The organism is Peptoniphilus rhinitidis 1-13, assembly GCF_000246925.1.
Taxonomy (GTDB): domain Bacteria; phylum Bacillota; class Clostridia; order Tissierellales; family Peptoniphilaceae; genus Peptoniphilus_A; species Peptoniphilus_A lacydonensis.
In genome coordinates this window covers 1-22,839 of sequence record NZ_BAEW01000012.1, presented here as the reverse complement: position 1 = coordinate 22,839, position 22,839 = coordinate 1, and the positions used below count along the sequence as shown (strand labels likewise).

Genomic DNA, 22,839 nt, shown 5'->3' with positions numbered 1-22,839 from the left:
TAAAGGGAGAATTAATAATGAATACAGATGTTTTGAAAGTTAAAGCGGAGAAGTCTCCGTTAACAGATAGTAAAAGGTTATTGCCAAATCAACTTTACAAAAATCCTTTATTATCAGTAGAAAAAAGAAAATTAAGTGATGAAATAGAGGATAATAAAATAAGATTAAAAATGATATATGTAGGTATTTGTGGAACTGATTTGCATCTAGTTAACAATAACAAAAAGACTGGATATATAAGAAGTTCTGCTCCAGTAGATATTCCTATAGACGGAAGGGTTATTGGTCATGAAGGTGTAGGAGAAGTACTACAAGTAGGAAAGAACGTTAAAAATATAAGGGTAGGCATGATAGTGACATTGGAATCCATTATAACATGTGGATATTGTGAATGTTGTAAAAGTGGCAAATACAATCAATGTAAAAATTCTAAATTATTAGGGTTTGAAACAGATGGATTAATGGGAAATATTGTAGATGTAGATGTAAGCATTGCGCATGATGTGACAAATTATATTAAATGCGAAAAAGATTTGAAAGCTATGGCTTGTGTTGAACCAGCTGCGGTTGCTTTTGTAGCATGTGAAAATGCGGATATTAAGCCAGGAGATAATATAGTTATTTTTGGAGGGGGTCCAATAGGAGCCTATGTGGCTATGCTTAGTAGAAAAATATTTGGAGCTAGAGAAATTTATATAGTAGAACCAGTTGAATTTAGAAGAAGTATTTTAAAGAAATGGACAGACAATGTATATGAGAAAGCTGATGATATAAAAAATAATGTAAAAAATATAGATATAATTATCGAAGCATCTGGTGAATTAGAAAATATAAATAATGTATTTGAGTTATTAGAACCAAACGGAAGAGTTGTCATATTAGGAAGAAGTGGTAGAGAATTAAATTTAAGTAATGTTGACCATATGATAACTAATAATATAAAAATTATTGGTTCGCGTGGACATTTAGGAGGAGCTTTTTTTAAAATATTTAAATTGTATTCAAAGGGAATAATTGATTTAAATCATGTAATTACTACAGAGTTAGTAGGTTTGAATTCGTTGAAAGACTTTTTAACAAGTGATTTTATTTATAGAAATTGCAAAGCAATTGTGAAACTTAAATAAGTATAATAATATAATATTGAAATATTTTAAAATTATAAGGTAATTTTTATGGAGAAATTAGATTACAAAACATTAAATGAGGGATTTTTAAGTTTTAAGCAACCGCATATTTTTATAGAACATCTAGGCAATGAAATCACAGTAACCTCAAATGAATTTAAGGATAGTGTAAAAATAATATTATATAATCTGAAAAAGTTAGGGATAAAACGAGGGGATGAAGTTTTATTTCAATTAGATAATAGTATTGAGTTAATAAAACTTTTTTGGGCATGCATTTTGGGTGGCTTTATAGCGATACCATATACATACTTGGAGAAGAGAGATGAGAAGTATAAGATATTAAAAATATGGAGAATTCTAAAAAATCCATTTTTAGTTTCAACCATTAGTACGATTGAAATACTTAATATGAATGATGAATTTAAACATATAGTGAGAAAGAGTATCTCTATAGATAAATTAGGGAATTCTTCTGGATTTATAGATGTGAATATAGAAGCCCCAAATGAAAATGATATAGCATTTATTCAGTATTCTTCTGGGTCAACAAGTGATCCAAAGGGAGTGATCATAACACATAAAAATATTATTTCAAGTATTAACGCTACAATCAGAGCTATGGATGTGACAAAAAATGATGTTTACTTAAGTTGGCTACCTCTTACACATAGTTTTGGGATGATTGGAACATATTTAACACCTCTTTTAGCTGGATGTAGTTTTTATATTATGTCACCTAAAGTTTTTGTTTTGCAACCATTAGTATGGCTAAAAAAAATGGATGAACATAAAATTACAGTTACTGCTTCTCCCAATTTTGGGATTAGATATGTTTGTAATTATCTTGATATAAAAGATGATATAGATATAAATTTAAGATCAATTAGGCTAATAATTGACGGTGCAGAACCTGTATCCGCATTGGTGTGTGGGCTTTTTATAGAAAAAATGAAAAGATTTGGAATGAGGAGTAGTGCATTAAAGCCTTCATATGGTTTATCAGAAGCGACTTTAGTAGTGTCAACATCAAGTAAAAATGAAGAATTTGTAGAAGTTATTGTAAAAAGGCAAAGTCTTAATATAGGAAATAAAATTATAAAATGTAATAAAAAAGGCAAGGATACAATTAGTTTTGTTGAGGTAGGTTCTTGTTTAGATAATTTTGAGACAAAGATAGTAGATGAATTTGGAAATATTTTAGAGAAGGGTACAGTAGGAACATTATTTATTAAAGGCGACTCGGTGACATCTGGATATTATAGAAATCAAGAAGCAAATTTAGAATCTTTCGACAAAGATGGTTGGTTTAACACTGGTGATTTGGGATTTTTTAATGGTAATAATTTAGTACTTACTGGCAGAAAAAATGATTTGATATTTGTTAATGGTGAAAATTATTATTATTATGATATTGAAAGTATTTGTAATGAACTCAGCTCATTAGGATTTTCAAAGGTAGCTATTTGTGAATTAAAGAATTCAGAAGACGATAAAGAGAAGATTTTTTGTTTTGTTGAATGTAGCAAAGATGAACGAGAGTTTAACGAAATTAAGAAGAAGTTAAAAAAACATGTTATGAATAAATTAGGAATAGGAATTGCATATTTTATACAAATTGAAAATATACCTGTAACAGTTAGTGGAAAGATTAAACGCTTTGAATTAAAAAATTATTTGGTTAATAATTTTGGAGGAAATGATTGAATAAAACATATAATATAGTTGAGTTAAAGGTTGGAGATGTTAATAATTGCATGTATATAGTTATAAATGTAATAAATAACGAATGTGTAATAATAGATCCAGCGTGGGATTTTGAAAAAATAGACAGATATGTTCATGATTTGAATATAGTACCAAAAGGGATTATGCTAACTCATTCTCATAGAGATCATACAAATTTAGCTGACAAATTGGCTGTTGAATATGAAATACCTGTTTATATGTCAAAAAAAGAAATAGATTACTATGAATTTAGATGCAGTAATTTATGTCAGTTAGATGACATGGATGAAATAATAGTAGCAAAGTTGAAATTCAAGTGTTTTCTGACTCCAGGGCATACAATAGGAAGTATGTGTTATAAAATAGGAAACAACATATTTACTGGAGATACTATTTTTACAAATGGTTGCGGTTTTTGTAATTGTAGAGGAGGAAGTGTAGATGATATGTTTAATAGCGTGGTAAAAATAAAAAGACATTTAACTATAGATACAAATATATATCCGGGGCATCGTTTTAAAGAAAATGTATATGAAAAGACTGATTATTTTAAAAGAAACATCTATTTAAATATTACTGATAAATCTACATTTAAAAAGCTAATATATATTAACGATAAAAGAAATATATTTTTAAAATTTGAATACAAATAATGCGTTAAATTGGAGGAGCATATGAAAAATTATAATAATATAGAAAAACTTAATATTATAAGAGAATGTCTATTGGAGGTATCTCCAAACAAACAAGTTGATGAAATTAGTGTAGAAACGTCTATTACAAATGATTTAGGATTAGATTCTATAGAAATGATGGATTTACTATTAAAAATAAGAGAAAAACTTATAAAAGGCGATGAAGATATTATTGAAAAAAATATAGACATAGAAAAGTTACTTCTATTTCTCTTTGCTGATACAGACGATATTTATGTGAAATCAATATTTAGTTTTATTGATGAATTTGAAAAATTATTATGATTAATGGGGGGGAATAATATGAAAAGTAATAAGGAAATTAACTGGGGAATTTCAAGAGATTTACAAGCAGATATAAGGTATGAGTATAATGCCTGTAAAGGATACGTAATTGATTTATCATTAGGTTGTTCTCATAAGTGTTCATATTGTATATTTTCACCATTAGAATTAAAGGTATATACATTACACAATCCTAATTATAAAGGTGAAGTGTTAACATTAAAATTAGAAAAATTTTTGGAGAGGAAAGAATTTCCACCATCAGTATATATGTGCTACTCTTCAGATCCTTTGGGAAATGAAAACGTTAAAGAATCAGCAAAAATAGTATTAAAAAAATTGTTGGAAAATAATGTCCATGTATTATTTATCACTAAAGGTATTTTTGACGATTCTATTTTGGACATAGTTAGAGAAAGACCTAATTTAATGAATATACAGATTGATGTTTCCAATTATGATGATCATAGGAACAACAAAATAGAACCAGGAGCACCTTCTTATACTCAAAGAATTAATAATATTAAAAAATTAACAAAAATAGAAGGCTTAGGATCATTAGTTGTTAGAATGGATCCTTTATTGCCTAATATTGATGATACTAATGAAAATATTGAAAAAATACTAAAAGATATTAGCGTATTAGGGGTTAACGAGATAGTTGCTGGATATGTAGTATTAACTAAAGATATTAAAAATAAATGGTCAAATGATAAATATACTAGACAGGTTACAGAGCTTCTTACGAAAAAAACGCCGACTATTTCTGGACAAGATTTATATTCTATTCCTTTTGAAAATAAGGTAAAAAGAATAGAAAAAATTCATGAATTATGTAAAAAATATGATATAACATTATCAGTATGTGGATGTAAAGATGAGCGCTTTAAAAAGACAAACTTTGAATGGATTTGTCATCCTTTTAATAGAGAAGTAAGAGAAGAATTAAATAAACAAACAAATAATTTTATGATGATGGAAACGGATCATTTAATCTAGAATGAATTGTTTTAATATATAGATTTACTTATTTAAAACATACAAATATAAAATACAAATTATATTGTGGTAGGATATATAGCATATAATTATTTTGAATAATTTGATATTGTGTTTATATAGGAAATAGAGCACGATATAAAAAATTATAGGAATGCTTTGTTAGTAGTATTTTTGTTAAATGATTATAGAAGAATAAAAAGTAAAAAGAGGGAAAAGTTAGAATGAATGAAAATAGAATAAAAATATTGAAAGAAGAAAATATTGATAAAGCACTCTTTAAGCTTGGGATTCCTATGGTTATCAGCTTATTGGTAGCTGCGTTATACAATGTTGTAGATACCTATTTTGTTTCGGGACTTGGGAAAGAAGCTGTAGCTGCCGTTTCAGTTGCATTTCCAATTCAACTTATCTTTTTAGGAATAGGATTAACATTTGGAGCAGGAGCAGGCTCTTATATTTCACGATTATTAGGAGCGAAAAATAACAAAGAAGCAAATATTGTAGCTACAGTTTCTTTATTTTCTAGCGCTATTATGTCGATAATAATAGCAATTGTGTTATTTTACTCTTTAGATAGTGTGATGAAGTTTATGGGAGCGACTCCAGTTATTATGGAACTTGCTAAAACATATACTAGTCTGTTTATAATAGGTGGAGTTTTAGGAGCTGTGAATGTTACTCTAGGGAATTTAGCAGTTTCACAGGGAGCAGCTAAAATCTCCTTGAAAGCAATGATTGTAGGATCTTTATCAAACATAATTTTAGATCCAATATTCATCTTTAAATTAAATTTGGGAGTGAAAGGTGCTGCAATTGCAACACTAATAGCTAGAGTTATAACTAGCTTAATGTATCTTATTTACTTTATTGGAGATAAAAATTTAATTAAAATTAAAATACCTAACTTCAAACCTACACTTGCAATTTATAAAGAAATACTAAAAATAGGAATATCTCTATTAATACTTCAGATTTTGCAAACCATAGCAATAAGTAAAATATCTTATGCGGCTTCTTTTTATGGAGAGGAAGCAATAGCAGCAATGGGAATAGTTCTTAGAATAGTAACTCTTGGTACAAATGTAGTAGCAGGATATATGAAAGGATTACAACCTATAGCAGGTTTTAATTACGGAGCTAAAAATTATGAAAGAGTACAAGAAGCGATAAAAGCGAGCATAAAATGGACGACTCTATTTTGTATAGTTTGGACAGCTATTATATATTTATTTGCACCAAGTATATTATCAGTATTTGGAAAAGATAAGGATGTACTGAGGATAGCAATTCCAGCTTTAAAAGCTGGGGTAATAATGTTTATAACATTTGGATTTCAATTTACCTACGCAACATTATATTTAGCAATAGGTAAAGCCTTAGCTGGAGCTTTTTTAAATTCCCTAAGACAAGGCATTGTATTTATACCAGTTATTTTACTATTACCCAAAATGATTGGATTAGATGGTGTGATATATGCTCAAGCAATATCGGATGCATTGACAACAATAATTACGATTCCTTTTGCTATTAGTGTTAATAAGAAATTATTAGAAAATAAAATAGAATCCTAAAATTGTTGTATAAATATTCTAATGTACATTAGGGAAAAATGATTCTAATTGAAGGATTTGATTACAATGTTGGGTAATTAAATAAATTGTTTCAAAATAGAAAGTGGATGATATAAAATGCATTATATATTCGATAATAAGAATTATTATAAAAAATGTAAGAACTATTTGATTTCGAAAAAAATAAAATACGACTCATATCATATTAAAAAATATTATATTATTAACATATTTGATGCCAGTATAAAAGAAAAAATTGAAAATGAAGAAAAAACATTTTTAAAGTCAAAAAAATTATCTTTGGAGAATGGTTACTTAGTAACTAAAAAATATAAAAAAAAGACAATAATTTACATTAAAGAATTAAAAATAGGTGGGGATAATCCGATAATAATATCTGGGCCGTGTTCTATTGAATCGGAAGACGTTTTGAGAAGAATTGCTTTTGAGATAAGAAAATTAGGAGTGGATATTTTAAGAGGTGGGGCGTTTAAACCGCGTACTTCGCCATATGATTTTCAAGGATTGGGAAAAGAAGGCGTTGATATTCTTTGTAAAGTCGGAAAAGAAATGGAAATGCCAGTAGTAACTGAAATAATGGATGTCAGAGAATTAGAATATATGATAGATAAAGTTGATATATTACAGGTCGGCTCAAGAAATATGTATAATTATACGTTATTGAAAGAATTAGGTAAAGTGAATAAACCTATACTTTTAAAAAGAGGATTAAGTGCGACTATAAAAGAATTTTTACTGAGTGCTGAATACATTATGCTTGGAGGCAATGAGAGAATAATTCTTTGTGAAAGAGGAATAAGATCATATGGTGATTATTTAAGAAATACATTTGATATAGCTTCGATTACGTTATTGAAAGAGCTCACGCACCTACCAATTATTGCAGATCCAAGTCATGCTACAGGGAAAAGAGAGTTAATAGAGCCATTAACAAAGGCTTCAATAGTAGCAGGGGCTGATGGCGTTATAATTGAATCTCATTTGAATCCTGAGAGTGCTTGGAGTGATGGTGAGCAGACAGTTAGTATTCCCATGTTAAAAAATATATTAACTCAATTTAATAAATAGGGAAAATAAGAATAATTGCAAAAAATATTATTAATACTAAGCGAAATGAATAAATAAATCCATATACTAAATTTCGATATAAATAATTAAAAAATATGAATATAAATAAAAAGATATTAAATTGTGGAATTCATTGATTAATATGAAAATATATAGAATGAAAATTTCAAATATAAAAGAACTTGAAAATATAAATAAAATAAGTAAAATACTTAATTTTTACGATGTATTATTGGTTGAATCTAAGACGGACGTGTTTGAGTTAAATGAGTTAAAATGTTTTTTAAAGCATAAAGATGTAAAAAAGGTTGATGAATATATATCGGAAGTTTCAAAAATAAATTTTGCGGTTTCAAGAAGTATTTTAAATAAAGCTTACGAAACAATATTAAATACTAATTGTGAAAATATAGTTATTTTAAAGGATAAATATAATAAACCGTATATTAAAAATAAGGAAGAAATTAAATTCAATATTTCACATACGGATGGATATGTATTGGTTGGTTTTTCAAAAAGAAAAATCGGGGTAGATGTTGAAAAAGTAAATTATAAATTTGATATTGAGTGCATATTGAAAAGTTGCTTTACAAATAAAGAAATTAAAAATATAGGAAATGATTTAGTTGAGTTTTTTAGATATTGGACGATAAAAGAAGCCTATTTAAAATGTGAAGGTTGTGGTTTTATAAGAAATCCAAGAGAAATAGAAATCATTTATACGAATGATGAAATAATAAAAATTAAAGACAATGCAAAAAAAGTGAATAGGTATTTACTAACATTAAGTTTAATACCATATGAATATTTTGGTACTATTTGTATAGAAAATAAAGTATAAATATTAAATTAAAAGATGAATATTAGGATAAAAATAGTTAAGAATTAATTGTTCATAAATGATATTTTAAACTGATTTTTGATGAGGACTATTTGAAATAAGTAAGTATGAATAGAATATTTTTATTAATAAGAATATATGGTAGATTTATTGTATGTATTTGTAGAATAGGGTTTAATTTAACTTCACGTCCTTTTTAAAGAATTAAAATCCGAATATAAGAAAAGCCAAATAGATTTTAACTGTTTATATTTAAGAGGACTTGGCATATCAAAATGCCGTAGTCCTCCTTTTTTATTTTCAAAAATAAATTTGAGAATAAGAAGGAGGATAATATGTCTGAAGAAAAATATATTTATGTAAACGGGAAAAAAGTATATGTAAGTGATGAAATATATCAAGAATATAAAAAACTTAAAAATCATGAAGAATATCTACAAAGAATAGATGGAAAATATATAGACTATAATTTTCGAGGAGTAAACGATTCCATAGAAAACATAGAAGACAAAAAAGTAGATATAGAAAAAATAATAGAAACTAAACTGAGGTTAGAAGATCTATATAGGGCACTCGATAAATTAAACGAATATGAGAGAAGAATAATTATTGCCCTATATTTTGAAGGAAGAACCATTAGAGATTTAGCGAAACAAGAAAAAGTGTCTCCTAAGAAAATATTTAGCCTTAGAAATAAAATATTACAAAAACTAAAGAAAATAATTGAAAGAGAATAATAAGAAGATATCAACGGGGAGCAGTCTTTGCTCTCTATTTTTTGTAAAAAAATTAAAAAAATTTCTAAAAAAATGGAAACAAGAGACCTAAAAATTAAGGTTTATATATAGAGGGATATTTTTTATCACTCGATTTATATAGATAAAAAAATTGAACCTTGACAACTGCATAGACCACGATAGGACATTAACCAAGTATGGAGCGATACAAACTACGCCAAGATCTTTCTGCTTAAAAGATTAGGTTTAAATGGATACTCAAAAAAGAATTGAAGGATAAAAGAAAGAGAGCGACAAATAGTACCTGTAAATCAGAAATGGCTTTCTGTGCTATGAAGTACTTGGGGATAATGATACTTCTAAAGTTGATGCCGGCTCATCTAAAAAGAGGCGGAGGTGAAATTCCTATGCTGTCTGCCAAGACACCTACCAAAGTCATAAAACTTAACTGTTTATTTAAGGAGCTTAGAAGTATGAATAACTTAAATTTAGATGAACAAAAAATAAAAGAAGGTATACAAAATGAAAGCTTGAAAAAAGAAGAAAAAACAAGTGATAAAACTTACGACATAGATGGCTACAAAGTACTATTTACATTTAAAGATACAGGTCTAACATTAAGCGATATAGTAGAATCATATATAGAAGAAAAACTATTTATTTTTTAATAAAGAGTATTGAAATAAAAAATAAGGAGCGTTATACTTTGGTTGTGGAAGCCTAACCTTCATTTAATTTTGTATCTAAAGAATAAAATGAAGGAGGGCTTTTTTATGTGCAAAAGTAAAGCTTGTATTTATTTAAGATTATCAAGAGAAGATGGAGATGTAGAAGAAAGCAACTCAATATCAAATCAAAGAGAATTAATTCATAACTATGCAAATAAGCAAGGAATAAAAATTTTAAAAGAATTTGTTGATGATGGTTATTCAGGAGCTACTTATAATCGTCCACAATTTAATGAAATGATAAGAAGTCTTGAAAATAAAGAATTCGACACTTTGATAGTAAAGGATTTATCAAGATTTGGAAGAGATTATATAGGAGCAGGACGATATATTCAAAAAATATTTCCAGATATGCAGGTTCGATTTATATCCATAACAGATAATTATGATAGCCAAAATGCAGATATGAATGATACACACCTTATATTACCAATAAAAAATTTCATAAACGATAGCTATTGTAGAGATATATCAAATAAAGTAAGAAGTGCTCAAAAAGTTAAGAGGGAAAAAGGAGATTATATAGGCGCTTTTGCTCCATATGGATATAAGAAGAGCAAAGAAAATAAGAATAAATTAGAAATTGATGAAAAAGCTGCTGAAGTAGTAAAAAGAATATTTGGAATGAAATTGTTAGGATATTCTTCTAATTCTATAGCATACCATTTAAATGATCTTGGAATTGATTCTCCATTAATTTATAAGGAAAAATCAGGATTAAATTTTAATGGGGGATTTAGACCAATCAAAGGTGGAAAGTGGTCAGTTAACTCTATAAATAGGATTATCAGAAATAGAGTATATATCGGTTATATGGAACAAGGAAAAAGGATTAAATTAAACTACAAAAGCGAAAAAGAAATTTGTGTAGGTCCTAATGATTGGGTCATAGTTAAAAATTGCCATGAAGAAATTGTATCAAAAGAGATATTTAATATAGCAAATAATTTATTAGATAGAGATGTATGGCAAGCTAGAAATAAAACTCCAGATATTTTTGCTGGTTTAATGTTCTGTAAAGATTGCGGATCACCACTAATAAGAAGAGAAATAAAAAGTGGAGACAAAAAGATAGTTCAGTATATATGCTCAAATTATAACAAAAATGGTTCTTGCACTAGACATGCTATAAAAAAAGAAGAACTTTTAGAAATAATTAAAGAGATATTTACTCAATATATATCTTTTCAAGAGTTGCTATATAAGAAGATTAAAAATAAAGAAATAAAATTATCTGCTATTGATTATGAAGGACGTGAGTTAATAAGACAAAAAGAGAAGTACGAAGCTATACTATCTTGTCTATATAGCGATTTAGAAGATAAAATATTGACAAAAAATGAATTTAATAGGTTTAGAGAAGCTTATAAAAGTAAAATTAAAGAAATTGATAAAGAAATACAAAATAGAGAAAATATAAAATCTAATGTGTATAAACTTCTAGAAGAAAACAAAAAATGGATTAATGAAATTAAGAGAAATAAACAATTAAATAAAATCGACAGATTATCATTAGTTATGTTGGTAAATAAGATCGTTATTGGAGAGAATAAAGAAATCCAAGTAGTATTTAATCATGCAGAAGAGTTTAAAATACTCAATAAAATGATAGCAAATGATAAGGAGCTAGATTCTTTAAAAAACATTTCTTCAGCTAGGAGGATAAGCTAAATGGCTAGAACTAGTAAAAGATATTTAAATAAAGATAACAAAGTAGCTTTATTATCTAAAAAAGAAACTAAATATAGAGCAGGAATATACACACGATTATCTCAAGATAGAAAAGAAAAGTATAGGAATAAAAGTGAATCTATTGATAGCCAAATAGAAATAGGAAGAAAGTATGCAGAAGAAAATGATATACAAGTAGTAAAAATCTACGAAGATTATGAATTCACAGGCACAAATTTTAAACGTCCAGGATTTATAGAGATGATGGGAGATGTTAAGTCAAAAGAAATTAATTGTATTATAGTAAGAGATCTATCAAGGTTTGGAAGAGAATACTTAGAAATAGGTAACTATATAGAAAATATATTCCCATTTTTAAAAGTTAGATTCATATCTGTTATAGATAAAGTAGATTCTTTAAATGGGCTTGATGATAAGAAAAGCTTTGAAGTAACAATTAAAAATATCATGAATGATATGTATTCAAAAGACATATCAAAAAAAGTTAGAAGTTCTAAAAAAGAATTAATGAAGAAAGGATACCATATTGGCGGGAAGCCACCTTTTGGATATATATCAGTAAAAGCAGAAGGTGGAAGTGTATTTAAAGTTGATGAAAAAGTAAGAGATGAAATAGTTTATATCTTTGAATTAGCTAATAATGGAGCAAGTATGGTAACAATAGCTAGAGAATTAAATAAAAAAAGATATAATCCGCCAAACATTTATTACAAAACAGGAGAAGTATATAAAGACAAAGAAACGAATCCTGGATGGAGAAATTGGTCTATTCAAAGAATTTTAAAAAATGAAGCTTATATTGGAAATTTAGTTCAAGGTAGATATACAAATATGCTAGAGGATGGTAGTAGGAATAAAGTAAGACCAGAAAAAGAATGGATAAGAATTGAAGATAGACATGAAGCAATTATAGACAAAAAAGTATTTCAAAATGTTCAAAAACTATTAAGAGATAAATATGATAAGAGTTTCGGAAAATACTTGATACCAAAATATGAGGGAAGAGAAGATTGCTTTTACGGATTGCTATTTTGTGGTATATGTGGAAATAAATTATATAGATATTACTCTGTTTCTTGTGGCAGAAGATATTACTACTATGGTTGTAGAAATCTAGAAGAAGATAGGAGTAATAACCATGTGGTTATTTCAGAGATACAGTTAAAAAGCATATTAAATGAAGAAATAAAAAAATTAATGGAAGAAAACATTAGCTTTGAATGGGTTGAAGAAACTCTTAAATCAAAATATGAAAGTTTAAAGCAAAATAAGATGAAGTCCTTAGAATCTATGGACAAGAAAATAAAAGATCTTGAATATGAAATATTAAAAACATATGAAAAATATTGTCAAGGACAAGTTAAAATTGATTACTATAAAAAAATCAGAGAAGTTAAAAATAATCAAAAGAAAACAATTGAAAGAGAAAGAAAAATAGTTGATAATCAACTAACCAAATTAAAGAATAAGTATTTAAAAGGAATTGAGTTTTCAAAGAACTTATACCAACTTGACAGGGAACAATCTGGATATTATAAGAATTTAATTGACAAGATTATTGTTCATAAAGATAAAAAATTAGACGTATACTTTACTTTTACACTTTAAAAGTCAGAGGAAATCAAGATGTATAAAATAGGAATTTACATGAGATTATCTAAAGAAGATTATGAAAAAAATGAGGAAAGTAATAGCATAAAGAATCAAAGACAATTAATTCTATCATATATTGATAAAAATTTTTCTGATTTTTGTGTAGATAATAAAATTGAATATATAGATGACGGTTATTCAGGTATGAATACAAATAGACCTGCATTTGAACGATTAATGGAAGATATAAGAGATCTAAATACCAATTGTATTATTGTAAAAGATTTATCTAGATTTTCAAGAGACTATATTGAAACTGGAAACTATTTAGAAAATATTTTTCCGTTTTTAGGAATAAGATTTATTTCTATCAATGATGGATTTGATAGTAAAGATAATTGTAATGGAACCATTGAAATTGACACTCAATTTAAATCATTACTTTACGATTATTATAGTAAAGAACTTTCAGAAAAAATAAAGCTTACTTTGAATTCACTAAAGTCAAAGGGAAAGATAATTAACGAGGCGCCTTTTGGTTATGTTAAAGATCCAAAAAATAAATACAAAATCATAAAAGATGACATATCTGCTAAAGTGGTAAGAAAAGCTTTTGATATGATATTAGAAGGACATTCCCAGGGAAGTATAGCTAAAAATTTTAATAAGGAAAAATATCTTACAGGATCTGAAAGAAAGAGAGTATTAAGAGGAGAAAGTCTAGAAAATTATAAAAAGATTTTGTGGACAACAGGACAGATAAGTAGAATTCTAAGAAATGAATCTTACACAGGAGTATTTTTATATAATAAAACGTACAAAACTCCAATAAGAAAAAGTATACCAAGACCTAAAGAAGAATGGGGCAGAATAGAAAATGCTTTTGAACCAATTATTTTCAAAGAGGAATTTAATAAAGTTCAAGATATATTAAATCAAAGATCGTTTCCGGCTCATAATGATGCAAGAGATGTGGATAGCCCTATTAGGTCAAAAGTAAGATGTGGTGTATGTGGCCATAAAATGAAGTTTGATTACAGAGCAGTTGTTGGTAAAAATGAAAAGAAATATGACTGTAGATTTAGATGTAGAGTATGTAGCTTAAATTCAAAGTCAAATTCCATTAGTTCAAACACAGTCGAAAGTTATGTGTTGGAGAGTTTAAAAAGAAGAGGTGTAAAATTAGAAGAAAGAAAGACTATTAAAAGTAAAAAAATAGATCAAGGAAAAGTGAATGCACTAAAATTTGAAATACAAAAGAACTATGAGTTATATTTAGATTCTAAACTTACACGAGAAGAATTTCTAGTAATTAAGAATAATATAAATGAACAATTAAGTAGTTTAAAAAAGGAGTCTGAAACTAAAGATAAATTAGAAAATATTACTATGTGTAATACAGACTTAAAATTAACTAATGAAATCGTTGAAAATAACATAAAAGAGATTATAGTAGACGCCTCAAAAAACATAGAAATTGTCTATAAATAATGTGATATAATTATAAGCAATAACTTGACACAATAGGGCAAAACTTCTAGTTTATATACTATTCTTAGAAAGATTCAAAAAGATGATATAAATATAATGACAATTGAAGATCCTATTGAGTATAAAATTGATGGAATAAATCAAATTGAAGTAAATCCAAATACAGGGCTTACTTTTGAAAAGGGATTAAAGGCAATTTTAAGAATGGATCCAGATAAAGTAATGATTGGTGAAATTAGAAATGAAGATACAGCACATATTGCCATATCTTCTTCAATAACAGGACACTTAGTTTTATCTACACTTCACACTGAAAGTTCTCCGGCATCAATTGGAAGACTAATTGACATGGGAATCGAACCTTATTTAATTTCTGCTGGTCTTATTGGAGTAATTTCACAAAGATTAATTAGAAAACTTTGCCCACATTGCAAAGAAAAAATTAAAAATACGAATCCACTTGTTAATTCAAAATATGTTTACAGAGCTTCTGGATGTGAAAAGTGTAATTCTGGTTATAGTGGAAGAATTGCAGTATTTGAAATAATGATAGTTGATAGTGAAATAAGACAGATGATAACTAATAGAGAAAGTGTAGCAAAAATAAAAGAAGTTTCAATTAAAAAGGGAATGAATACATTATCTCATGAAATTTTAAATTTAATAGAAAATGGAGAAACGACCTTTGAAGAATTTTATAAAAATGTTCATACTGTTGGTGAATTATGATTTATAGGTATAAGGCATTTAAAGGGAAGGAAATAGTAAAGGGAAATGTTGATGCTAAAGATATTAAAGAAGCTAAAGAAAAATTAAAAAAAGATGGACTTAGACCGATAAACATAGAAGAAAATATTGAGTCAGCAAATACTTTTAAATTTGGAGAAAAATTTAAAAGTGAAGAACTTTATATTTTATTTAGGGAACTTTCACTTTTAATAAATTCAGGAATAAATATAGAAAATTCCCTTGAAATATTAAGTTCTCAATTCTCAAAAGAAAAAAAGCAAATATTATTAAATATTAAGGGAAATATTAGACAGGGTATATCTCTTTCTTCATCTATGGAAAATACTAAAGCCTTCCCAATTCTTGTAATAAATATGGTTTATGTGGGTGAAAATACATCGAGTCTTGGGAAAATTTTTGAGAATTTATCAAATTATTACATAAAAAAGAAAGAAATGTCTTCAAAAATACAAGAGACAATGGCATATCCTATAATTTTACTTATAACTGCAGTTTTTGTAATTAATTTTTTAATAATAAATGTTATTCCAAGTTTTGAGGAAATTTTTAGTTCAAATGACAATATTCTTCCAAAGCCAACAAGAATACTAATAAGTTTTTCTAATTTTTTGAATAATAATTATATTCATATAATTTTAATTATAGCTTTGATAATACTAATTGCATTTATTTACCATAAGAAAAATCCAGAATTCTTCCATAAAATTTTTTTAAAGTTTAAAAATTATAGGATGAAAGAAACTTTAAAGTTTACATTTAATATGGATTTATTGCTTGGTGCAGGGCTCACAGTAGATAAGAGTTTAAAAATAATTTCAAATATGGAAAGGAATGTGATATTAAAGAAAAAGTATGAAAAAATTTTAAAGGATATAAAATCTGGAGAAAGTTTTTCTAAAAGTATAGAAAAAACTAAAGTATTTCCACAGATTTTAATATCTATGGTTCATGTTGGAGAAGAGTCTTCTAATTTAAAAGAAATTTTTTCTACAATGTCAAAATTTTATGATGAAGAATTGAGTAGCCACAATAAAAAATTTCTTGGAGTTCTCGGACCAGTGTTAATAATAATTATGTCCATTATAATTGGATTTATAGTGCTATCAATTGCACTCCCAATTTTTGATATGGTAAATCAATTTTAGGAGGTATTAAAATGAAAAAGAAAAAAAGAGGTTTTACATTAATTGAACTTGTAATAGTTATTGCAATTATTGCAATTCTAATTTCCATTGCTGCTATGAGATATAGTACTACGAATTTAGCCGCAGAAGCTGCAGCTCACAACTCAAATGTAAAGGTATTAAAAAGTGCAGGTATTTTATATCTAATAGATAATCCTAATACAAGGGGAAGTATATCAGTTGATAGTTTAAAGCCATACTTAGAAGGAGATAAAGTTCCAAAACCAGCAAAACATTATTCAGGCGCAACAGAATTTACTGTAACCGCAAAAGATGATGGTGACGTAGAAGTTAGTCCAGGAATTTTGAAAGTTGAAAATAAATCTTTAGTTCTAGATAATGGAAATTAATTTGTATAAAGTTTTATTGGGGATATTAATATTTTTCCTTGGGGGGACTTTTTCTTCTTTTTATAATTTATTTGTTTATAGAAGGGAAAGGAATGAAAGTTTTATAAATGGTAGAAGTCATTGTGATTTTTGCAACAAAAAGTTATATTTTTATGAACTCATTCCAGTTTTTTCCTATATATTTCTTAAAGGAGAATGTTCGTCTTGTAAAAATAAAATCGGAAAGGACAAACTTATTACAGAATTTACAGTGTCAATATTGTCACTTTTGATATATTTAAAATATGATTTAAGTGTTGAAACTTTCTTGGTTATTGGAATAATTACAGTTGTGATATTTATTGGGATTATTGATTACAAAAGTGGATATATCTATAATATTGATTTGGTTATTTTGCTTATTCTTGTAATTGTTCTTAAAATTTTTCAAAGAGCGAGCATTTTTAATTCATTAAAATACTTTTTGGGAATGGGTTCTATTTTTTATCTTTTGTATTTTACAACTGGTATGATGGGTTTTGGAGATGTATATTATTCTTTTGTAATGGGATTTCTGGCAGAAAGTTTATTTGACGCTTTTGCACTTTTTAGAAATTCTTTTATAAGTGCTGCCGTCTTTTCATTAGTTTTAATTATACTTAATAAAAAAAGTCTAAAAGATTCAATTGCTTTTGGACCTTTTATAAGTATTGCTATTGTTGTTTTCCTTTTATGCAGGTGAATTATGTTTGATAAAAATATTATAAAGTTAAAAATAAATGATGGTTATATAGAATTTAAAGATAAGAGTAATCAAAAATCCAAATTAATTCCAATTCCTTATAGAATATATAGAGATGGAAAAATTTTAGACTATCATCATTTTTATTACAAATTTGATAAGATTCTAGAAAATATTGATTTCAATAAGAGGGATAACATAATTTTAATTTTTGACTCCACTTCAACTATACATATAAATTATAAAATTCCTAAAATTAAAGAAAGTGAAATAAAGAATTTCTTAAAGCTAGAGCTTGAAGACTATGGAGATTTTAAACTTGATGATTATGAGATTTTTTATAGACATAAGGAGGAGAAAGATATATTAGATCTTTCAATTGACCTTGTTTTAAAAGAAATTATTTTAAAGTTTAAAGAAATCTTAGATAAAATTGGAGTAGAGAATTTTGAAATTATTCCAGAAGCACAATCTATTGAAAAAAATGGCAAATATATAGAAATTTCTGTTGACTATGTAAAATACATTTTTGTAAAAGATAATTTAGTAAATATTTACAAAAAAATTTATAATGAAAATATAAGGAAATTAGTAGAAGAAAATAATCTAGAAGAAAAAAATGCTTTTAATATTATTAATCTTCGATATGATCCAGAAGAATTAAAGATAGATGAGGACTTTAATTTTAAATTTAAAAATTATTTTATAAATGATATCTATGAAATGGAAAAGTTTGCAGAAGGAGATAGAATTTATTTTCTTGGAAATATTTGTGATTCAGATATTATAAAAGAAATTTTAAAAACTTATAGTAGTTTAAAGTGGAATTTATTAGATGAAGATATACACATAAAATTTTCTGAAAGAAAAGAGAAAAAAGTTAAGAAAGTAAATTATATTAATCTTTTTTTAATTGTTTTTTCTTTAGGAATAGTAATGGCAAATTTAATTTATTTTTCAAATCTTAAAAGAATGGTAGAAAATACGGAAAAAAATATTTTAACTACAAAAAATACTAAACTCGAATCTGAAGATAATTCTAGCGATAAATTTCAAGAAAGAAATAAAGTATTTTTAGAAAAAATTTCGAAAATTCAGGAGCTTGAAAATGATAAGCTAATTATAACCGCCTATTCCTTTCAAGATGGAAAGATAATTGTTAAAGGAATAGTTAAGGATGAAAATTATTTTAATGAAATTTTCAAAGATTTTGATATTGTAAATAAAGGTTTTTATATAGAAGATGGATTCAACAAATTTGAAATGCAAATAAAATAATAGTAAAATTTTTTTGGGGTGTTAATTTGGAAATTGGAAAGTTAAAAACTGAATTATTAGAAAAATATATTTTTAATAAATTAAGTTCAAATAGAGATGAAGTTATTTTAAAAAGTGGTACAGGGCTCGATAATGCTCTCTTAGATTTTGGAGATGACCTTATCGTAGCATCGACAGATCCAATCACAGGAGCATCTAAGAATTTAGGATCTTTAGCAATAAATGTTTCAGTAAATGATGTAAGTTGTCAATGTGCTGATCCTGTTGGAGTTTTGTTAACTGTATTGATTCCTCCAAGTGCCACAATAAATGATTTAAAAGAAATAATAGAAGATGCAAATGAAACTTGTAAAAAATTAAAATTAGATATTGTCGGAGGTCATACAGAAATCACAGATGCTGTAAATAAAATAATAATTTCTACCACAGTTTTGGGAAGAGTTAGTAGAGATAAAAGACCTGATGTTAAAAAAGTTGAGAAGGGAGATATTGTAGCAGTTTCAAAATATATTGGAATAGAAGGAACTAGCATTATTTCAAATGAAAAAGATGAAATTAATAAGATTTTAGATGAAGAAGAAGTTTCTTTTGCTAATTCACTCTCAGAAGAAATTTCTGTACTAAAAGAGTCGAAAATTGCATCCAAATATAATGTAAAACATATGCACGATATAACAGAGGGTGGACTTTTTGGAGCTTTATGGGAAACAACAATAGCGATAAATCATGGGATAAAAGTAGACTATTGCGACATACCTATATTAGAAATTACAGAAAAGATTTCAAGATTTTATAATATTGATCCTTGCAGATTAATTTCAAGTGGAAGTATGCTTATGATATTTAATAAAGACGATTTTAAAAGATTTAAAGAGGAAGCAGAAACTAAAAATATCAAAGTTACATCAATAGGTGAAATTACCGCAGATAAAAAATGTATAGTTATAAAAGATAAAGATGAAATAGTTTTGAATGAGCCTGATTCTGATGAATTATACAAAGTTATTTCTTAAATATTACAATTAGGTAACAATATTGACAAACAAATTTAAGATATATAAACTTTAATTAGGTGAAATCAAATGAAAAAATTTTTGAAAATTGGATTATTATTTATGCTCGTGTTAATAACACCAGTATTTGCGACAAATATTTTTAATGTAAGCATAAGCGGAAGTAATTTTAAAGTTAAAGAAGCAGGCGTAACAGTAAATGATGAAAATTTGAAGACTGAGTTTGTCCCATACATAAAAGAAGGCAGAACTTTTGTACCAATACGTGAAATCACAGAGAAATTAGGTGCAGATGTAAAATGGAATGGGAAAAATCAAAGTATTAATATTGCTTTAAATGGCGATGTTATTAAGATGCAAATTGACAGTTCAGTTGTCTATGTAAACAACAAAAAAGTCAATTTAGACAAGGCTCAAGCACCAGAACTTGCACTCTATAAAAGTCCTAGAAAAGAAACTAAAACCATGGTTCCTCTAAGGTTTATTTCAGAAACTTTTGGCTATAATGTTGATTGGAATAATGATGAAGTTAGAGCAGAAATAAGTACTTTTAGTTCAAAATCAACTTTAGAGAAAAAAAATGAATCTAAATCTACAAAAAACTCAGACAAGAAATTGAAGACTGATGTAAATGATAATAAAAAAAATAAGGACAGAGATAGCAAATCTAATTCAATATTTGATAATAATTATTTTGAGTCAAATGTTGAAAAAAAAGAAACAGATAAGATAAAAAATGAAATTAAAGACGGAAAAGAAGATAAAATTTTTGAAGAAGCAGATCTTAAATTAAAAGATAGAGAAAATAGAGTTATAAAAGATAAAATTGAAATAAATGGAAAACTAAATATAGTAATTGACCCAGGACATGGCGGAAAAGATTCAGGTGCTATTGCAGCAGATGGCGAAACTTATGAAAAAGATGTAAATTTATTAGTAGCAGAAAATTTGATGGAAAAATTAAATACGAATCCGAATATAAACGCAACTATAACAAGAACTAGAGATGAATATGTAAAGTTACTAGACAGAGCTTCTATTTCAAATGATAGCAACGCAGATTTATTTTTATCCATTCACTTCAATAGTTCTGATAATACAGATGCAAAGGGCATAGAAGTTCTCTATGCTTCAGAAAAAAATGTTAAGATAAAGGACACAGTACAAAAGAACTTTGCAAATTGCTTGCAACAAGCTCTTATAAAAGAAACAGGAGCAACAAATCGTGGAATAAAAAATAGACCAGCAATAATTGTTCTTAACAAAACTAAAAATGTGTCAGCTTTAGTTGAACTTGGGTTTTTATCAAATGAAAGTGAATTAGAAGAAATTAAAAATCTAGCTTATATCGATAAATTGGCACAAGGAATTTACAATGGAATAGAAAATTATATGGATAATTATGTCGTAAAATAAGAAAGGGAAATATGAGAGAAGATAGACAAAATGACGAAATAAGACCTATTAAGATAACACCGAATTATCTGGAGCACCCAGATGGTTCAGTGTTAATTGAATGTGGAGAAACAAAAGTAATCTGTACAGCTATGATTGAAAATAAAGTCCCTGGATTTTTGAGAGGAAAAAATAAAGGATGGCTTTCAAGTGAATATTCAATGCTTCCAGGTTCAACGCCTACAAGAAAAATTAGAGATATTTCTAAAGGTAAAATTGATGGTAGAAGCAGCGAAATTTCTAGATTAATCGGTAGAGCTTTAAGATCTTGTATTGATTTGGATAAAATAGGAGAAAGAACTATTTGGTTAGATTGTGATGTGATTTCTGCAGATGGTGGAACTAGAACAGCTTCTATAACAGGATCTTATATTGCTCTTAGATTGGCAATAAAAAAATATTTAGAAGATGGAAAAATTGAAGAAGATCCAATAAATTCAAAAGTTGCTGCCATAAGTGTTGGAAAGGTTAATGGAATTAAACTTGTCGATTTAGATTTTAAAGAAGATTCTAATGCTGATGTAGATTTAAATGTAGTTATGAATGACAAACTTGAAATTATTGAAATTCAAGGTACTGGAGAAGGGGATACTTTTTCTATGAATGAATTAAATGAATTTTTAGAAGGTGCAAAAACTGGAATTTGTGATATATTTAAGTATTTTGATATTTTGGAGAAATATATATGAAGACTTTAGTTTTATCTACTGATAATAAAAATAAGTTAAAAGAAATAAAGGAAATACTTGGAGATTTAGATATTGAAATCATGGCAAAATCTGACATTTATGATTTAGATTTTGAAGTTGAAGAAGATGGATTAACGCTCTATGATAATGCTCTAAAAAAGGCTAATGCCATTGCAGAAAGAACAAAGTATGCAGTACTATCTGATGATACAGGCCTTTTTGTAAATGCATTGGGAGGAGAACCTGGAGTTCATTCAGCTAGATATGCTTCAGAGCATGATGATAAAAAAAATAGAGAGAAACTTTTAAAAAATTTAGAAGACAAAGAAGACAGAAGTGCATATTTCAAAACTCAAATAATTTTAATTGATGAAGACAAAAATATTATTCCAATTGAAGGGATATGTGAAGGTAGCATTTCAAAAAAAGAAAAGGGCAGTCAAGGATTTGGATATGATAGTATTTTTATACCAAAGGGATTTGATAAAACTTTTGCTGAACTTGGAGTTGCTGAAAAAAATAAAATAAGCCACAGAGCGAAAGCACTTGAAAATCTTAAGAATAAAATTTTAGAACTTTAAGAGTTTAAGTTTGTAAAAAAATCTTGACAATTAATTTATAATTTGTTAAGATGTATCTATTGTTTGTGGTGGGTATGGCCTAGCTGGTTAAGGCGTCAGATTGTGGTCCTGAAGATCGTGGGTTCGATTCCCACTATCCACCCCACAATATAAAAAGTGCCTAGGGCACTTCTTTTTTTGCTAGAGTGGCGGAATTGGCAGACGCACCAGACTCAAAATCTGGCGGTCGCAAGATCGTG

General features: G+C 27.0%; 21 protein-coding genes, 1 tRNA gene and 1 pseudogene. All 23 read left to right on the top strand.

Features of this window, described 5'->3' with window-relative positions; all coding sequences use genetic code 11:
* Window positions 1–17 precede the first annotated feature (17 nt).
* The 23 genes and pseudogenes from RH95_RS07080 (at window position 18) to RH95_RS06970 (ending at window position 22,745) form a co-directional block, all read left to right on the top strand.
* Complete coding sequence (locus RH95_RS07080; protein WP_036743319.1) at window positions 18–1,127, top strand: zinc-dependent alcohol dehydrogenase; 1,110 nt, start codon at window positions 18–20, stop codon at window positions 1,125–1,127.
* A gap of 48 nt (window positions 1,128–1,175) precedes the next feature.
* Window positions 1,176–2,834 (top strand): AMP-binding protein, encoded by a 1,659-nt coding sequence (locus RH95_RS07075; protein ID WP_010247214.1) that lies wholly within the window; start codon window positions 1,176–1,178, stop codon window positions 2,832–2,834.
* Window positions 2,831–3,508 carry an MBL fold metallo-hydrolase gene (locus RH95_RS07070; RefSeq protein ID WP_010247212.1) on the top strand — a complete coding sequence of 226 codons (678 nt, stop codon included), beginning with the start codon at window positions 2,831–2,833 and terminating at the stop codon, window positions 3,506–3,508. The genes RH95_RS07075 and RH95_RS07070 overlap by 4 nt, the downstream gene beginning before the upstream one ends.
* Window positions 3,509–3,529: 21 nt before the next feature.
* Complete coding sequence (locus RH95_RS07065; RefSeq protein WP_010247210.1) at window positions 3,530–3,835, top strand: phosphopantetheine-binding protein; 306 nt, start codon at window positions 3,530–3,532, stop codon at window positions 3,833–3,835.
* Between the two features lie 18 nt (window positions 3,836–3,853).
* Entirely contained in the window at window positions 3,854–4,834 is a 981-nt protein-coding gene (locus RH95_RS07060; RefSeq protein WP_010247207.1) for a radical SAM protein, read from the top strand.
* Between the two features lie 224 nt (window positions 4,835–5,058).
* Window positions 5,059–6,408, top strand: a complete 1,350-nt coding sequence (locus RH95_RS07055) for an MATE family efflux transporter (protein WP_010247204.1) — start codon at window positions 5,059–5,061, stop codon at window positions 6,406–6,408.
* 117 nt (window positions 6,409–6,525) lie between these two features.
* On the top strand, window positions 6,526–7,497 hold the full coding sequence (gene aroF, locus RH95_RS07050) for a 3-deoxy-7-phosphoheptulonate synthase (protein ID WP_010247201.1): 972 nt from the start codon (window positions 6,526–6,528) through the stop codon (window positions 7,495–7,497).
* Window positions 7,498–7,639: 142 nt separating this feature from the next.
* Window positions 7,640–8,338 (top strand): 4'-phosphopantetheinyl transferase family protein, encoded by a 699-nt coding sequence (locus RH95_RS07045; protein WP_026038611.1) that lies wholly within the window; start codon window positions 7,640–7,642, stop codon window positions 8,336–8,338.
* Between the two features lie 335 nt (window positions 8,339–8,673).
* A complete protein-coding gene (locus RH95_RS07040; RefSeq protein WP_010247195.1) occupies window positions 8,674–9,075 on the top strand; it encodes an RNA polymerase sigma factor in 402 nt (133 codons plus the stop codon).
* Window positions 9,076–9,344: 269 nt separating this feature from the next.
* On the top strand, window positions 9,345–9,743 hold the full coding sequence (locus RH95_RS09645) for a hypothetical protein (protein ID WP_010247193.1): 399 nt from the start codon (window positions 9,345–9,347) through the stop codon (window positions 9,741–9,743).
* Between the two features lie 105 nt (window positions 9,744–9,848).
* On the top strand, window positions 9,849–11,474 hold the full coding sequence (locus RH95_RS07030; RefSeq protein WP_010247191.1) for a recombinase family protein: 1,626 nt from the start codon (window positions 9,849–9,851) through the stop codon (window positions 11,472–11,474).
* Window positions 11,475–13,103, top strand: coding sequence for a recombinase family protein (locus RH95_RS07025; protein WP_010247187.1), 1,629 nt, complete (start codon window positions 11,475–11,477; stop codon window positions 13,101–13,103).
* Between the two features lie 18 nt (window positions 13,104–13,121).
* Window positions 13,122–14,579, top strand: a complete 1,458-nt coding sequence (locus RH95_RS07020) for a recombinase family protein (protein WP_010247184.1) — start codon at window positions 13,122–13,124, stop codon at window positions 14,577–14,579.
* Window positions 14,580–14,627: 48 nt separating this feature from the next.
* Window positions 14,628–15,308 (top strand): annotated as a pseudogene (locus tag RH95_RS07015) (GspE/PulE family protein); the annotation flags it as partial.
* A complete protein-coding gene (locus RH95_RS07010) occupies window positions 15,305–16,474 on the top strand; it encodes a type II secretion system F family protein (protein WP_010247178.1) in 1,170 nt (389 codons plus the stop codon). The pseudogene RH95_RS07015 and the gene RH95_RS07010, both read left to right, overlap by 4 nt.
* An 11-nt stretch (window positions 16,475–16,485) precedes the next feature.
* Window positions 16,486–16,863 (top strand): prepilin-type N-terminal cleavage/methylation domain-containing protein, encoded by a 378-nt coding sequence (locus RH95_RS07005; protein ID WP_010247177.1) that lies wholly within the window; start codon window positions 16,486–16,488, stop codon window positions 16,861–16,863.
* Window positions 16,853–17,584 carry a prepilin peptidase gene (locus RH95_RS07000; RefSeq protein ID WP_050992402.1) on the top strand — a complete coding sequence of 244 codons (732 nt, stop codon included), beginning with the start codon at window positions 16,853–16,855 and terminating at the stop codon, window positions 17,582–17,584. Before RH95_RS07005 ends, RH95_RS07000 begins: the two co-directional genes overlap by 11 nt.
* A gap of 3 nt (window positions 17,585–17,587) precedes the next feature.
* Entirely contained in the window at window positions 17,588–18,862 is a 1,275-nt protein-coding gene (locus tag RH95_RS06995) for an RNA polymerase beta'' subunit family protein (RefSeq protein WP_010247171.1), read from the top strand.
* Window positions 18,863–18,888: 26 nt separating this feature from the next.
* Window positions 18,889–19,875, top strand: coding sequence for an AIR synthase family protein (locus RH95_RS06990; protein WP_010247168.1), 987 nt, complete (start codon window positions 18,889–18,891; stop codon window positions 19,873–19,875).
* Window positions 19,876–19,944: 69 nt separating this feature from the next.
* Window positions 19,945–21,291 (top strand): N-acetylmuramoyl-L-alanine amidase, encoded by a 1,347-nt coding sequence (locus RH95_RS06985; protein ID WP_010247165.1) that lies wholly within the window; start codon window positions 19,945–19,947, stop codon window positions 21,289–21,291.
* Window positions 21,292–21,302: 11 nt separating this feature from the next.
* Window positions 21,303–22,019: a ribonuclease PH gene (rph, locus tag RH95_RS06980; protein WP_010247162.1), complete on the top strand. Its 717-nt coding sequence runs from the start codon at window positions 21,303–21,305 to the stop codon at window positions 22,017–22,019.
* The gene (gene rdgB / locus RH95_RS06975; RefSeq protein WP_010247159.1) at window positions 22,016–22,600 is read left to right on the top strand and encodes an RdgB/HAM1 family non-canonical purine NTP pyrophosphatase; all 585 of its coding nucleotides are present in this window, start codon (window positions 22,016–22,018) and stop codon (window positions 22,598–22,600) included. The genes rph and rdgB overlap by 4 nt, the downstream gene beginning before the upstream one ends.
* Before the next feature lie 68 nt (window positions 22,601–22,668).
* A tRNA-His gene (locus RH95_RS06970) sits at window positions 22,669–22,745 on the top strand.
* Window positions 22,746–22,839 lie beyond the last annotated feature (94 nt).